We start from the raw sequence: 13,727 nt of genomic DNA on the forward strand, positions 1-13,727 counted from the left end.
GAAGACATAATTTACCGTTGCAGTGCGTGCGGATGCGAGACACATTTGGACACGCATGGCATCTGCACCACTACGAAGTGCAATGGTCAAATGGAGAAAATGACGTTCGTCGAGGCAAAAGAAAAAGACCGATATTACAAAATGGTATATCAGGAGGAGGCCCTCCCCCTCGATATACAGGAGCATACAGCACAGCTGTCCTCCAAGAAGGCCAGAGAGATTCAGGGTGACTTTATCAAGGGCGATGTTAACGTCCTAAGTTGTACGACCACCTTTGAGTTGGGCGTGGACGTCGGCGACCTGCGAGCAATCTTCATGAGAAACGTTCCTCCCACTACCGCGAACTATACGCAACGCGCAGGCCGCGTAGGCCGTCGTGCGGGAAAGCCGGGCTACGCGATCACCTTCGCGCGCCTACGCCCCCACGATATTGCCTATTTCAACGATCCCGCAAAGATAATTGCCGGCGACACCAGGGTGCCTATGTGCTACCTGGACAACGCCGCTATCGCAATACGTCATGTGTTTGCCGTTGCCATGTCCGAGTTTTTTCGCTATGCAAATGAGAGTCTCGACAAAGACTACTCCCACAATTACAACGACTTTATGGATCTCTCCATGGAGGAGCCAAACGGCCTCGAGGAACTGCGCAACTATCTCTCGTCGCAGCCTGAGGGCATCAGGAAGCAGATCGCCCGTATCATTCCGCAAAACCTTCCACTTGCAGAAAAGATCGGAGCAGAAGAATGGAAGTGGGTCACTAAGCTCGTTGAGCCCATCGATCGGGACGGAGGGAAAGACGGCGGAAGGTTGCCGCTCGCTCACAACCTCAAGCACACTGATTTCGAACGTATTCAAGAAGGCATCGATCAAAACATAGACATCGATGACAGACTTGCTTCGAATCTTCTCAAATCCAGAGACGCACTCAAAAAGGAGAAAACCATCTCCATACTTGCCGAAAATGGAATTCTTCCCAAATACGGATTTCCAACCGACCTCGTCGAACTCCATCTTCCGGCAATCCAGCAATCTGTCGAGGAGAACAGACTTTCTCTTTCCCGAGGCATGCGCCACGCCATCAGAGAGTATGCTCCAGGTTCCGAAATTGTCGCAGGAAAAACCCTATGGAAATCCGTCGGCATCAAAAAACCAAAAGGTCAGGAACTTCGAGTTCGTAGGTATGGAAAATGTCCTGACTGCGGAACCTTTGTGTGGCCGATTGAGAATTACAGCGACAAGGGTGAATGCCCCGTATGCCACAACGAATTCACACTTGAAAAGAAGATGCTCATTCCGTCATACGGCTTCGTCGGAGAGGCGGACAAGAAGGGTATCGGCCTCCGAAAACCGAGATCAAGGGGCTACACCTCCGTTTACTTTAGTCAGCATTGGCCCAATGAAGCCACTCCAATAGATATTCACTTCCCGGGGGGAACGGTCAGAAAGAGATATGCTGGAAATGGCCAAATTTGCGTTCTCAATTCCCCTCGCATGGGATTCCAGGTTTGCGCCTACTGTAGCGGAGCCGCCATCGGAGGTGAAGCAATTAGGCATACCTATTGGTGCGAGAAAAGCGGCTGCACCCCGAAAATTGTGCACTACAATGCCCTCGGCACATCCTTTGTAAGTGATGTTCTTGAGCTCGTCTTCGATATCGACGCTATCCCCCACTCAATCAACGAAGAATGGGAGGCCGTGATGTGGGCGCTCTTCACCGCGGCGGCTAGAATCCTCGAAGTACCCGAAACTGAACTCGGTGGAACCATGTACGAGAACGAGACGCATGGCATTTCACTGCTCATCTACGACGACGTTCCTGGAGGAGCAGGTCATGCACGCCAGCTCAGTGATAGGGTGTCAGAACTCATCGAAGAGGCATACAGAGTGGTCGACGGACATTGCGGTTGCGGAGAGGAAACTTGCTGCTACGGCTGCATCGCGAATTACTACAACCAGATGAGACAGGCAAAACTCTCACGCGGTGCTGCAAAAAGAGTTTTGAAAGCGCTTCTTTTCCCATTACTCGGCTTAGCACCCACCGCAGAGATTGTCGAATCATAATGCCATCGCGCAATCGTCATGTCGACTGTAGACAAAAAGATGACCCGACTATGGGGACGGCATATGTGAAGTCTCACTCTTCGCGGATTCACGAAAGTCCCCAACAAAGCGTCTTGCAGCCACAGTTGTCACCAAGGAAATCTCAATGGAGGCCGACAACCGAACCGTATATAAGAGGACATTTCCGGAGAGACTATTCGTTCTGGTCGAGAACAAACGCGCACTGGCACATAGCAATCCAGACAAAAAAGTTCGACTTTACGAATTTGCGTTTCCTGAACACACCTCGACGATGGAAGCGATCTCCTCCTCAATGGCGGGGAATTCGTCCTTCACGGTTACATAGACGTCGTCCATGCGAAGCGTCTGGTACTTGTGCGCGGCCACATCGCGAAAGCCTGCAATATCTCGCCACGGCACCTGCGGATGCTCGCTGCGAAACTCCATGTCGAGGTTCTTCACCAGCTCGCCCACGTTGATGACCGTCATGCAAACTGCCCGCTTGACCATCTCGTCTTCAAGGAACGCGTCCAGATCGCGCGAACCGAGCAGGGACTGCGCCATGAAAATTTCGTCCAGAACCTTCCCTAAGACGACGATGTTCTTATCGCTCATACAGCGTCACCGTCTTTCCCGTATCCAGAAAAGAACCCTGCGGAAGCGGCACGTGAACCAGATCGACCGATACTCCGAGGCGATTCTCCAAGCGATTGCGCAGGGCGGACAGCGTGAGGAGCGACACAGCAAGGGACGTGAACTCCACGAGAAGATCGACGTCGCTTTCCTCCCGAGCACAATTCTGGGCATAGGAGCCGAACAGCTGGATGCGCTCAACAGGATACTCGGCCGCGACGTCCCGCACGCCCTCGGCAATGGAGTCGATGCTCAGCATGTCGTCACCTCGCTTCCTGCCTATAAACGTCTTTGCCGACAGTGTACCATAACAAACGGCGGTGCTTTAATGCGCCAGAGACAGACTGATTCGGGCTATACTGCAGAATCGGCGCAGCAAAATCTCCCGGGCCCTCAAGGGTAAGGCAGCTTATCCACCAGACTGTCTCGCGCAAGATTATGCACGCCAACATAATGTTTGCATGCATAATCTTGTGGAAGACCGGCGTAAGACGACCCGCCGGAACCGCGGCGGCAGACCATACCTTCCCTACTCGTGCAGGCGGCTGGCTTCGAGGCCGGCGTCGATGGCGGCGTTGCAGTCGGCGTCGATGCGGGCGGCGCATTCCTCGGGGGTGAGCTTGCCCATGAGCAGGTCGTGGATGCACGGGTAGAACACGTCGCGCACAGCCAGGGTGTCGGGGTTGCTTCCCGTGAAGTCCACCACGTTGTCGATGTTGCCGCGGAACAGGTCGTAGCAGGGAATCTCCGGGCCGTAGCGCTCGGCCACCCGCTTGGAAGCCGGCATGGCGCCGGCCGCATAATCGAGCCACCGCTCGCTGCCGTACACGAACGCGATGAAGTCCTTCGCCACAGCAAGCTTTTCCGCATCCCCGTTGTCGAAGGCCTCGAAGCCGGAGATGAACGTGGTCACGCAGCCGTCGTCGTCGGGGCCGGGGAAGTTCACGAGCCCCGCCGTGTCGCCGTAGCGGCCGATGGAGGCGTTGTTCACCATGTAGATGGCCAGCTGCCCGGCCCGAAACAGGCTGGAGCAGTCCTCGATCTCCAGGTTCTCGGCATGGGGCGGGAACCACCCGCGACCCACGCCCTCCTGAATCCAGCGCAGGGCGGCGATGCCCTCGGGCGTGTTCAGCGCGAAATGCCCGCTCTCGTCGAAGAACGACGAGCCGGCACTGCGCAGCAGCGTCATGATATGGGTGTCGCCCTGGGAGCTGGCGGCGTACATCATCATGGGGAACGTGCCGCGCGGCAGATTGGCCGTCAGGGTGTCCAAGATATACGTCCACTCCTCGAGCGACCAGGACGTGATCTCCCCATCGGCGATGAAGTCGCCCAAGCCCGCTTGGGCGAACAGCTCCTTGTTGTAGGCGAGCACGTTCTGGCGCGCCAGGTAGGGCATCATGAACACGCGGCCCTCCACCGTGCTCATGTCCCACAGGTAGTCGGACACGTCGGCGCGCACCTCGGGCGTGGCCACCTCGTCGAGCGGCACCACGCGCCCGGTGTGGATGTAGCTGGAGATGTTGAAGTAGTCACCGTAGAGCACATCGGGGGACTTGGCCGTGTCGAAGGCGCCCTTCACGGCCGCGTCGTACTGGTTCTGCTCGAAGACGACCACTTCCACCTCCACGGGGCGACCCGCATAGGTGGCGGCGAAGTCGTCGGCCATGGCCTGGATGACGGTCTCCACCTGGGTAATGCTCTCGTCGAAAACGACGCTGTGGCCGGTGCGCGGCACCTTCACCACAAGGTGCACCTTGTCGCGGGCGCCGGCCGTGCAGCCCGGCCCGACCGCAAGCGCGCTCGCCCCCAGAGCGCAGGCGGCGCAGAAGCCGCGGCGCGTGAAGGGTCGGGCGAGAAGCGACGGGGCGGCAGGGCGAGCCGCGGGCGATTGCATGTTGCCAGGCTGCGCGGTAAGCAACGGATGCCTCATCGCGATGCGCCCCCTTTCCGCACCTCGGCCAGCTTCTGGAGCATAAGGCCCACGTTCAGGGGCTTCGGCAAAAAGTCGTCCATGCCCGCGTCAAGCGCCCGGGCGCGGTCCTCGGCGAAGGTGGAGGCCGTGCAGGCGAAGATGCGCACAGTGCCCGCGTCGGGGCGGGGCAGGTCGCGGATGGCGCGGGCCGCCGCGTAGCCGTCCATCACCGGCATCTGGGCGTCCATGAAGATGGCGGCGAAGTGCCCCTCGGACGACTCGTCGAAGCGCGCCACGGCCTCCTCGCCATTGCCGGCCACGGTGACCGAGAAGCCCTCCTCGGAAAGAATGCTCGCGATGATCTCGGCGTTCAGCTCGTTGTCCTCGGCCACGAGGATCTCCAGCGGCGCGTCGGCGGCCCCGGTGGTGTCGGTGCCGGCCGGGGCATCGGCAGCGTCGCCGGCGCCAGCCGAGGCGTTGCCCTCGGCTCCTTCCGCAGCTTCACCCTCCATCGCCGGCGCGGCCGCGGACGCGGCCGGGATCGCCTCGTCTGGCGCGGCAGCGTCCGGCAGCCCCTCGCCGCCCTGGGCCGCTTCCACGCCCGATGTCTTCTCCTCCGCAGCCGCAGCTGTCGCAGGCACCGCACCCGCCGCGGGCGCGAGGGCCTCCCCCGCCGCGGCCTCCGCCACCGGAAGCGTTACCGCCACGGTGAAGCGCGAGCCGCGCCCCAGCTCGCTTTCCACGCTGATCTCGCCGCCCATCTGCTTCATCAGAAGGTAGCTGATGGACATGCCGAGGCCGGTGCCCTTCTGGGACTCGCTGTTGCTGTTGCGCTCCTGGGTGAACACGTCGAAGATATGCTGCTGGAACTCCGGCGTCATACCGCAGCCGGTATCGCTCACCGTCATCGTGAGCCGCGCGGCCCGAACACCCGCCGGCTCCTGCACGGCGCGCAGGGCGATGGTGCCGCCCTCGGGCGTGAACTTCACCGCGTTCGACAAAATGTTCATGAGCACCTGGCTGATGCGCACCTCATCGCCCACGAGCGGTGCCTTCCCCATCCCCTCGCAGCTCAGCTCGAAGCGGATGCCGCGCGCCGCCATGGGCTCGCGCTGCATCACGCAGACGTTCTCGATAAGGGACGCCGCGTCGAAGGGCGCGCTCACCAGCTCCACCTTCCCCGCCTGCAGCTTCGACATGTCCAGGATGTCGTTCACGAGCGAGAGCAGGTACTGGGCCGCCTTGCCGAGGCGCCCCACGTAGCCGGCCATGGCCTCGCGGTCGTCGATATGGCGCTCCATCAGATGGTTCAGGCCGATGATGCCGTTGAGGGGCGTGCGAATCTCGTGGCTCATGTTCGAGAGGAACTCCGAGCGCGCCGCCACCTCGGCCCGCGCCCGCAGCGATTGGCGCACGAGCCGGAACAGCACCGCCACCATGACGCTGATGACCACGAGCAGCGCGCAGAGCATGCCCACGGTCATGGCGATGAAGGGGGCGAAGCGCTGATCGAACACCTCGGTGGGCACCGCCATGATGAACGACCAGCTGGTGCCCGCAACCGGCGCGAACGACATCACGAGCCGCTCGCCCTCGGCCGTGGCGCAGTTGATGACGAAGCTCTTGCCCTCCGAGATGTTGCGGCGCACGTCTTCCAAGGTCACGCCGCCCTCGATGGAGCCCAGCTCCAACGTCTCGTAGAAGTTGTCCTCGCCGGCCAGATCGGTGGCGGGACTCGCGTTCACGATGTAGTAGCCCTTGTCGTTCACCACGCTGGAGACGCCCTGGCCGTCGAAGCTCTCGATGATGAGCTGGTTCGAGATAGCCGACAGGTCGCTGCGGCCGAGCAGGGCCACGAAAGTGCGGCCGCCCAGCTGGAAGTCGTTGAGGGGAATGCCGAAGATGAGCGATTCCTTGGTGGTCTCCAAACGGCCGAGCTCATCGTTGTAGAGCATGACGAACGGCTCGCCGCCATCGGCCGCCAGCTCGTCGTAGGCGTGCTCGTCGGGACCCATGACCACATACGAGCTGCTGTAGAGATACCCCTCGCTGTCCATGAGGTACAGCGCGTTGAAGAGGTTCGAGGCGGCGGCCTCCAGGTTCAGGCGCTCCTGCGCCTCCTGCACGTCGTGCGCCTCGTACACCTCCAAATGCTTGGTGACCGAGCCCAGGCGCCCGTAGGCGTCCTCGAGCGAGCCCTCGATGGTCTCCACGTCGTGACGGGAGATCTCGTCCACGGTGGACATGAGGTTGTCGCTCACCGTGGCCGACAGCTGGGCGAGGTACGTCCACACCGCGATGGCGATGAGCAGCGCCGATACGGCGACGATGGCGATGTACCTTCCCCGCTTCAACGAGTCCTCCGTCTGTGCTTTACACCTTGTCAACGGTAGTGTAGCACTGAACGGGGGCCTGCGGCGCCAGATCGGGCGAAACTCAATAGGCCGCCTCAATGGCCCTGATGGCGGCGTAAAAGCGCTCGTTTACCGGCGTGGGAATGCCGTGGGCGCGCCCGAGCCGGTTGATGGTGCCGGAGAACAGCTCCACCTCGGTGGGGCGGCGCGCCAGCACGTCCTGGCGCAGGGAGGGCATGCCGACCGGGTTCAGGTGGTCGATGACGTCGAGCCAGAAGGCCGCATCGTCCTCGGTAAGCGGGATGCCCTCAGCCCGGGCCACGGCCACCACCTCGGCCATGGCGCCGATCATGGCCTCGCGCGCCTCGCCTTCCGCCTGGATGCCGTCGAAGCAGCAGTCGTACACGGCGCAGGCCTGGTTCACCCCCACGTTGCAGATGAGCTTGCCCCACAGCTGGTGGCGGATGTCGTCGGGCACGATGAAGGGCTGGCCGATGGCGGTCAGCCATGCTGTCACCCGCGCGAGGTTTTCCCGCTGGGCCGCATCGGCGCTATCGTGCACGCCGAGGGCCATCACGCCCACGCATCCGGCGGTGACCGTGACGCCCACCTTCCGCGAGTCCATCTGCTGGGCCACGCACAGAAGCACCCGATCCCAGCCGAAGCGCTCGGCGAGCACCTCCTCGCTCGTCACCCCGTTCAGCACCGAGATGACGGCGGTATCGGGCCCCACAAGCGGCGCCGACTGATCGATGGCCTCGGCAAGCGCGCCGTACTTCACCGCGTAGAGCACCACATCGAAGGGCGTCGCCGCCGCCCGGGCCGCCGCCTCGTCGTAGGTGAGGTAGGTGGCCTGGATAACCTCGCCGTTGAACACCGTGGGCTCGGCGCGATAGCGCTCGGTGCGCGCCGCATCGGCCACGACGAACACGCCGTCCGCGCCCATGGCGCGTCCGAAGCAGCCCGCGTACATGGCCCCGAGCGACCCGAACCCCACAATGGCAACTCGCTTGACCTCGCTCATTCCATATCCTCCAAGCGCCCGTGCTTCTCGTAGCGGGTGATGCGGGCAACGCGGTTGTCGTCGTCCACGAACACCACGCGCGGGGCGTTCGCGGGATCGGCGAACTCCTCGGGCGTCATCTGGGCGTAGGCCATGATGATCACCTTGTGGCCCGGCTCCACGCAGTGGGCGGCCGCGCCGTTCACGCAGATCATGCCGCTTCCCGCCTCGCCGGCGATCACGTAGGTCTCGAAGCGGTTGCCGTTGTCGATGTCAACCACCTGCACCCGCTCGTACTCCAAGATGCCGGCGGCCTCGGCCAGGGCCACGTCGATGGTGATAGAGCCCACGTAGTCCAGCTCGGCCTGCACGACGGCGGCGCGGTGGATCTTCCCCTTCAGCACGTTCAGCAGCATGGGGCTACTCCCCTTCCTCGTACAGGAAATTGTCGATGAGGCGCGTGGTGCCGATGTAGACCGCCATGGCCGCGAGCGCCGTCTCGCCGATGCGGTCGGTCGGCTGCATGGTGGCGCCGTCCACCACCTCCACGTAGTCGATGCGGGCCAGAGGCTCGGCCTCGATGATGCCGCCCATGAGCGCCTTCACGGCCGCCGCATCGCGCTCGCCGGCGGCCACGGCCTCCTCGCCGGCGCGGATGGCCCGCGACAGCACGAGGGCCGCCTCGCGCTCGTCGGCAGACAGGTAGGCGTTGCGCGAGCTTTTCGCCAGGCCGTCCTCCTCGCGCACGATGGGGCAGCCCACCACGCGCACGTTCATGTTCAGGTCGGCCACCATGCGCTTGATGATGGCCAGCTGCTGGGCGTCCTTCTGGCCGAAGAACGCGCGGTCGGGCTGCACGATGTTGAAGAGCTTCGTCACCACGGTGCACACCCCGCGGAAGTGCCCCGGCCGCGACGCGCCGCACAGAGCGTCGGTGAGCGTCTCCATCACCACGTAGGTGTTGTGGGCCGGCCCGTACATCTCCTCCACCGACGGGTGGAACACCGCATCCACCCCGTGGGCGGCGGCGATGGCCGCGTCGCGCTCGATGTCGCGCGGGTAAGCGTCGAAGTCCTCGTCGGGCCCGAACTGGATGGGGTTCACGAACACGGATGCCACCACCTTGTCGCAGGCGGCGCGGGCGGCGTCCATCAGGCTCTCGTGGCCGGCGTGCAGAGCGCCCATGGTGGGCACGAGCCCCACGGTGAGCCCCGCTGCCTTCCATGCGGCCACCTGGGCCTTCATGGCCTCAACGGCCGTAATGATCTCCACGGCGCGCCTCCCCTACAGGTTCTCCAGCACGCCCTCGGGCGCCTGGTAGCAGTGCTCGGCGGCCGGGAAGGAGCCGTCCTTCACGGCGGCGTCGTAGGCGGCATAGGCCTCGCGCATCACGTCGCCCGCCTCGGCGAAGCGGCGCACGAACTTCGGCGTGAAGTCGTGGAACATGCCGAGCATATCCTGGTTCACGAGCACCTGGCCGTCGCAGCCGGCGCCGGCCCCGATGCCGATGGTGGGGATGGCCAGCTCGGCCGACACGCGCTCGGCCAGCTCGGCGGGAATGGCCTCCAGCACCACGGCGAAGGCGCCGGCCTCTTCCACGGCATGGGCGTCTTCCAGAAGCTTGCGGGCCGAATCGGCGGTCTTGCCCTGCACCTTGAAGCCGCCGAAGGCGTTCACCCCCTGGGGCGTGAGGCCGATGTGCGCGCACACGGGAATCTGGGCCGCCACGATAGCGCGAATGCGGTCGGCCACCTCCACGCCGCCTTCCAGCTTCACGGCGTTGGCGCGGGCCTCCTTCATGAGGCGGCCGGCGTTCACCACCGCATCGTGCACGCTCGCCTGATAGGACATAAAGGGCATATCCACGACGACGAGCGCGTTCTTCGTGCCGCGGGCCACGGCCGCGCCGTGATGGATCATGTCCTCCATGGTGACCGACACCGTATCTCCCAGGCCCAGCATCACGTTGCCGAGCGAGTCGCCGACGAGGATGGAGTCGATGCCCGCCTCGTCCACCAGGCGCGCCGTGGTGTAGTCGTAGGCGGTGATCATCGAGATCTTCTCGCCTCTTTGCTTCATGGTTTGGAACGTGGAAACAGTAACGCTCATGAGCGCCTCCTTTTGCGATCCTGCCGCCTTGGGCCCTATCCCAAGTGCAGCGGTATCCTTCTCTGGCGCGTATTATAGCCGCCGCAACAGGCGGCGCAAGGGGAAATGGCAAGCGTTTCGATCAGATTTGCCGATGCCGCCATGGGTGCCGCCTATGGAGCGCCGCGATCAGGCGCGCGGACAACTGCGACGGCGCGCAGACAGCTGAGGACAGCTGAGCTCGGGGGCATTCTGAGCAGAAGACGACCGGCCGAGCGGCTAGCGGAAGGCGCTGTGGCGCAGGCACGTCCCCTAGGAGGCGAGCTCCTTCAAGGCCGTCACCTCCGCCTCGGTAAGCCGGCGCGCCTCGCCCCGGGGCACGTCCCCCAGCTTAAGCGGGCCGAACGCCTCGCGGTGCAGGGCGATGACCGGATGTCCCACCGCCTCCAGCATGCGGCGCACCTGGCGCTTGCGGCCCTCGCGCAGGCGCACTTCCACGAAGCTGCCCGCCGCCTCCAGCGCAGCCCGCGAGCGTCTGCCGCCATGGCGCTGGAGATGCCCGCTCGCCCCCTCGCCCGACCCGATGAGACGCTGCGCGCGCCGAGCCTCCGTGCCCGTAAGCACCCGCGCGCCGGCCGGCAGCGTGGGCCCGTCGTCCAGCACGATGCCCTCGCGCAAGCGGCGCAGGTCGTAGTCGTTGGGGCGGCCCTCCACGAGCGCAAGGTAGGTTTTCTCCACATGGCGGCGCGGATGCAGAAGCCCGTGGCCCAGCTCGCCGTCGGTGGTGAACAGCAGCAGCCCCGTAGTGTCGGCATCGAGCCTGCCCACGGGGAAGAGCGCCGGGTACTCGGCCAGTTCGGAGGCCATGAGGCCGGCGGCCGTGGGGCGCCCCTGCGGATCGCTCATGGTGGTCACGTAGCCTGCCGGCTTGTGCAGCATGAAGGTAGCGGCCTCCTCGGGCAGCGCCACCGGCGTGCCGTCCACGGTCACCGCGTCGGCGTCGGGGTCCACCGTGGTGCCCATCTCAGTCACGACGACGCCGTTCACGGCCACGCGTCCCGCGGCGATGAGCTCCTCCGAATGCCGCCGCGAAGCCACGCCGGCCCGCGCCAGAAACTTCTGCAGGCGCATGCTACTCATCGTCGGTCTCGAAGGTGAGCGAGTCGAAGTCGATCTTGTCTACCACACCGAGAGTCGACGCGATGGCCTCGGCGAACATCGCCTCGGCGGACTTCTCGCCCGAAACCGTCGCCCGCGCGTCCGCTTCCCCAGCAAATCCATCGGACGCGGCTTCCCCGGCCTCTTCCCCGCTCGCCTCCGCGTCCCCCGCCACCTCGGCGCGCTCGGCGTCAAGGGCCTCGGTCAGCGACGCGGCGGCGGCATCGAGGCCCGCGTACATCTCCTCGTCGAAGAGCATCGCCTCGCCGTCGGCCGCCTCCTCGTCCTCGCCGAGAAGCGCGCGGGCCATGCCCCGGGCCTGCTCGTCGGAGACGGCCACGTCCTCGCGGGTGGCGCTCAGACGCTCGGTGATGAGCCGGCGCGTCTCCTCATCGGGGGCGAAATCGGCCAGATCGGGCAGGTCGGCCGGACTGCGCAGGCCGAACTTCTCCAGAAAGCCGCGAGTGGTGCCGTACAGCGTGGGGTTGCCCGGCGTGTCGGCCGTGCCCACCTCGCGCACGAGCCCCTTCTCCACGAGCGAGTTCAGCGGGCTGTCGGAGTTCACGCCGCGCACGCTGGCCACGCCGGCGCGGGTAACGGGCTGGGTGTAGGCCACGATGGCGAGCGTCTCCATGGCCGCCGCCGACAGCTTGCGCGTATCCCACGACAGCACGTACTTCTCGATGAGCTCGTGGAAGGCCGGATGGGTGAACAGGCGCCAGCCGCCGGCCACCTCGCGCAGCTGGATGCCCGCCCCGTCGCGCTCCAGCTTCTCGCGCAGGGCCACGAGAGCGGCTTCCGCCTGGCCCGGCTCGCATTCCAGCATCTCGGCGAGCGCGATGGTGCCCACCGGCTCGTCGGTCACGAACAGCATCGCCTCGATGGCCGCAGCCAGCTGGCCCTCCTGCAATCCCTGGAACATCTCGTCTTTTCCCTTCGTCCTATCGCGTCCGCAACCGGGGCGGCGCGGCTGCCGGGAAGCGGCCCGCGCCCTGCCGCACCGCGGCGAAACGCGGCTATTCTTGCTCTCCCACCGACGTCAGCGCGTCGTCGCCTTCCAAGTTCAGCTCGCCGGAGCCCTCGATGTAGTCGATGGCGATGTCGCCGAAGGCCTCGTCCTGCACCAGGTTCACCATCACGCGCTTGTACAGCTCGAGGATGGCCAGAAACGTGACGACCAGCACCTCCTTGGGCGTCTCGGGACCCACCAGCTCCGAGAAGCGCATCTTCTTGCGGTTGCGGATGCGCTGGTGGATGGCGCGCACGTGCACCTCCACGGGAATGGGCTTCGCGGCGATGTGCTCACTCTCGAGCAGGAACACCTCGCGACGCGCGAGGGCCGCGGCGGCCTGGTAGGCCAGCGCGTCCACGGTGACGCCGGCGAGGAAGTCGGGCATAAGGCCCAGAAAGCACGCGTCGGGCCCGAAGGGGCGCGTGTGCATCCGCCCCTCGGCGACGAAGCGGTTGTGCAGCACGGCGGCGGCGTTCTTGAACTTCTTGTACTCCATGAGCCGCTCGACCAGGATGTCGCGGGCCTCGGAGGGCGCGAGCTCCGCGAACTCCTCGTCCAGCTCGTCGCGCTCGCGGGGGATGAGGCTTTGGGCCTTGATCTCCAGCAGCGTGGACGCCACGAGCAGAAAATCGCTCGCCACATCCAGATCGAGGTTGTCCATGCGGGACACCTCTTCCAAATACTGGTCGGCGATCTCGGTGATGGAGATGGCCCCGATGTCCACCTTCTGGCGGCTGACCAGGTACAGAAGCAGGTCGAAGGGACCCTCGAAGCTGTCGATGCGAACTTTGTAGGACATGACCGGTCGCGTGCCTTAGGAGAAGAACGGCGGGAACATGAGGTCGAACAGGTTGCCGGCCGTCACGCCCAGATACCACGAGAACGGGTTGAAGTTGAACACGTAGGGCAGCACCACGACCGCGATCATGAAGATCGGGAAGGCATACTGCTGGATTTGGTAGTACTTCGGCAGGTACTTCGCCGGCAAAAGGATGGCGAAGATGGACGAGCCGTCCAGCGGCGGGATGGGCAGCAGGTTGAAGAACATGAGGTACAGGTTGATGAGCGCGAACGTGGGCAAGAACATCACGTAGAAGTACGCGAACAGCTCGCTGTTGGCGAAGGCGGGGTTGGCCACGAGCCCCGAGCAGCCCCAGGCGACGGCCGCGGCCACGCCGGCCATGGCGAGGTTCGCGCAGGGGCCGGCCAAACCCACGATGACATCGTCGCGGCGCGGGTCCTTGAAGTAGCGCGGGTTGTAGGGCACCGGTTTCGCGTAGCCGAACACGGGCCAGCCCATGAACATGAGCATGGCCGGAAGGATGACCGTGCCGAAGGGATCGATGTGCTTAAGCGGGTTCAGCGACAGGCGGCCCGACGCCTTGGCCGTGGGATCGCCCAGCTTGTAGGCGGCGAAGCCGTGGGCCACCTCGTGCAGCACGAGGGCGGGGATGAAGCTCAGCACCGAGCAGATGATGTATGCGATGTTAACCATAGTCC

Annotated in this window: 13 protein-coding genes; 1 reads left to right on the forward strand and 12 read right to left on the reverse strand. The window is 64.3% G+C overall.

Annotated features, from left to right (window positions below; all coding sequences use genetic code 11):
* Positions 1-99 precede the first annotated feature (99 nt).
* Positions 100-2,064, forward strand: coding sequence for a Zn-binding domain-containing protein (locus tag Q5064_RS08415; protein WP_302963841.1), 1,965 nt, complete (start codon positions 100-102; stop codon positions 2,062-2,064).
* 258 nt (positions 2,065-2,322) lie between these two features.
* Here the strand turns inward: Q5064_RS08415 and Q5064_RS08420 are convergent, their stop codons facing one another.
* The 12 genes from Q5064_RS08420 to Q5064_RS08475 form a co-directional block, all read right to left on the reverse strand.
* The gene (locus Q5064_RS08420) at positions 2,323-2,679 is read right to left on the reverse strand and encodes a DUF86 domain-containing protein (protein WP_302963844.1); all 357 of its coding nucleotides are present in this window, start codon (positions 2,677-2,679) and stop codon (positions 2,323-2,325) included.
* Positions 2,669-2,956 carry a nucleotidyltransferase family protein gene (locus Q5064_RS08425; protein WP_302963845.1) on the reverse strand — a complete coding sequence of 96 codons (288 nt, stop codon included), beginning with the start codon at positions 2,954-2,956 and terminating at the stop codon, positions 2,669-2,671. Before Q5064_RS08425 ends, Q5064_RS08420 begins: the two co-directional genes overlap by 11 nt.
* A 270-nt stretch (positions 2,957-3,226) precedes the next feature.
* Positions 3,227-4,630: an ABC transporter substrate-binding protein gene (locus tag Q5064_RS08430; RefSeq protein ID WP_302963847.1), complete on the reverse strand. Its 1,404-nt coding sequence runs from the start codon at positions 4,628-4,630 to the stop codon at positions 3,227-3,229.
* The gene (locus tag Q5064_RS08435; RefSeq protein ID WP_302963850.1) at positions 4,627-6,966 is read right to left on the reverse strand and encodes an ATP-binding protein; all 2,340 of its coding nucleotides are present in this window, start codon (positions 6,964-6,966) and stop codon (positions 4,627-4,629) included. Before Q5064_RS08435 ends, Q5064_RS08430 begins: the two co-directional genes overlap by 4 nt.
* An 82-nt stretch (positions 6,967-7,048) precedes the next feature.
* Positions 7,049-7,990 carry a ketopantoate reductase family protein gene (locus Q5064_RS08440; RefSeq protein WP_302963853.1) on the reverse strand — a complete coding sequence of 314 codons (942 nt, stop codon included), beginning with the start codon at positions 7,988-7,990 and terminating at the stop codon, positions 7,049-7,051.
* On the reverse strand, positions 7,987-8,385 hold the full coding sequence (gene panD, locus Q5064_RS08445) for an aspartate 1-decarboxylase (protein WP_302963855.1): 399 nt from the start codon (positions 8,383-8,385) through the stop codon (positions 7,987-7,989). Before panD ends, Q5064_RS08440 begins: the two co-directional genes overlap by 4 nt.
* A gap of 4 nt (positions 8,386-8,389) precedes the next feature.
* Positions 8,390-9,241 carry a pantoate--beta-alanine ligase gene (gene panC / locus Q5064_RS08450; RefSeq protein ID WP_302963858.1) on the reverse strand — a complete coding sequence of 284 codons (852 nt, stop codon included), beginning with the start codon at positions 9,239-9,241 and terminating at the stop codon, positions 8,390-8,392.
* Positions 9,242-9,253: 12 nt separating this feature from the next.
* On the reverse strand, positions 9,254-10,078 hold the full coding sequence (gene panB / locus Q5064_RS08455) for a 3-methyl-2-oxobutanoate hydroxymethyltransferase (RefSeq protein ID WP_302963859.1): 825 nt from the start codon (positions 10,076-10,078) through the stop codon (positions 9,254-9,256).
* A gap of 291 nt (positions 10,079-10,369) precedes the next feature.
* A complete protein-coding gene (locus tag Q5064_RS08460; RefSeq protein WP_302963861.1) occupies positions 10,370-11,188 on the reverse strand; it encodes a pseudouridine synthase in 819 nt (272 codons plus the stop codon).
* Between the two features lies 1 nt (position 11,189).
* On the reverse strand, positions 11,190-12,137 hold the full coding sequence (gene scpB / locus Q5064_RS08465; protein ID WP_302963862.1) for an SMC-Scp complex subunit ScpB: 948 nt from the start codon (positions 12,135-12,137) through the stop codon (positions 11,190-11,192).
* A 94-nt stretch (positions 12,138-12,231) separates the two neighbouring features.
* Positions 12,232-13,026 carry a ScpA family protein gene (locus Q5064_RS08470; protein WP_302963864.1) on the reverse strand — a complete coding sequence of 265 codons (795 nt, stop codon included), beginning with the start codon at positions 13,024-13,026 and terminating at the stop codon, positions 12,232-12,234.
* A 15-nt stretch (positions 13,027-13,041) separates the two neighbouring features.
* The gene (locus tag Q5064_RS08475; RefSeq protein ID WP_302963867.1) at positions 13,042-13,722 is read right to left on the reverse strand and encodes a site-2 protease family protein; all 681 of its coding nucleotides are present in this window, start codon (positions 13,720-13,722) and stop codon (positions 13,042-13,044) included.
* Positions 13,723-13,727: the final 5 nt, after the last annotated feature.

Source organism: uncultured Adlercreutzia sp. (assembly GCF_958431955.1).
Classification (GTDB): domain Bacteria; phylum Actinomycetota; class Coriobacteriia; order Coriobacteriales; family Eggerthellaceae; genus Adlercreutzia.

Coding starts and splice junctions, on each gene's coding strand:
- scpB (WP_302963862.1), bottom strand. CDS start 12,137: ATGTTCCAGGGATTGCAGGAGGGCCAGCTGGCTGCGGCCATCGAGGCG.
- Q5064_RS08430 (WP_302963847.1), bottom strand. CDS start 4,630: ATGAGGCATCCGTTGCTTACCGCGCAGCCTGGCAACATGCAATCGCCC.
- Q5064_RS08460 (WP_302963861.1), bottom strand. CDS start 11,188: ATGCGCCTGCAGAAGTTTCTGGCGCGGGCCGGCGTGGCTTCGCGGCGG.
- panD (WP_302963855.1), bottom strand. CDS start 8,385: ATGCTGCTGAACGTGCTGAAGGGGAAGATCCACCGCGCCGCCGTCGTG.
- panB (WP_302963859.1), bottom strand. CDS start 10,078: ATGAGCGTTACTGTTTCCACGTTCCAAACCATGAAGCAAAGAGGCGAG.
- Q5064_RS08440 (WP_302963853.1), bottom strand. CDS start 7,990: ATGAGCGAGGTCAAGCGAGTTGCCATTGTGGGGTTCGGGTCGCTCGGG.
- Q5064_RS08475 (WP_302963867.1), bottom strand. CDS start 13,722: ATGGTTAACATCGCATACATCATCTGCTCGGTGCTGAGCTTCATCCCC.
- Q5064_RS08470 (WP_302963864.1), bottom strand. CDS start 13,026: ATGTCCTACAAAGTTCGCATCGACAGCTTCGAGGGTCCCTTCGACCTG.
- Q5064_RS08425 (WP_302963845.1), bottom strand. CDS start 2,956: ATGCTGAGCATCGACTCCATTGCCGAGGGCGTGCGGGACGTCGCGGCC.
- Q5064_RS08415 (WP_302963841.1), top strand. CDS start 100: ATGACGTTCGTCGAGGCAAAAGAAAAAGACCGATATTACAAAATGGTA.
- Q5064_RS08420 (WP_302963844.1), bottom strand. CDS start 2,679: ATGAGCGATAAGAACATCGTCGTCTTAGGGAAGGTTCTGGACGAAATT.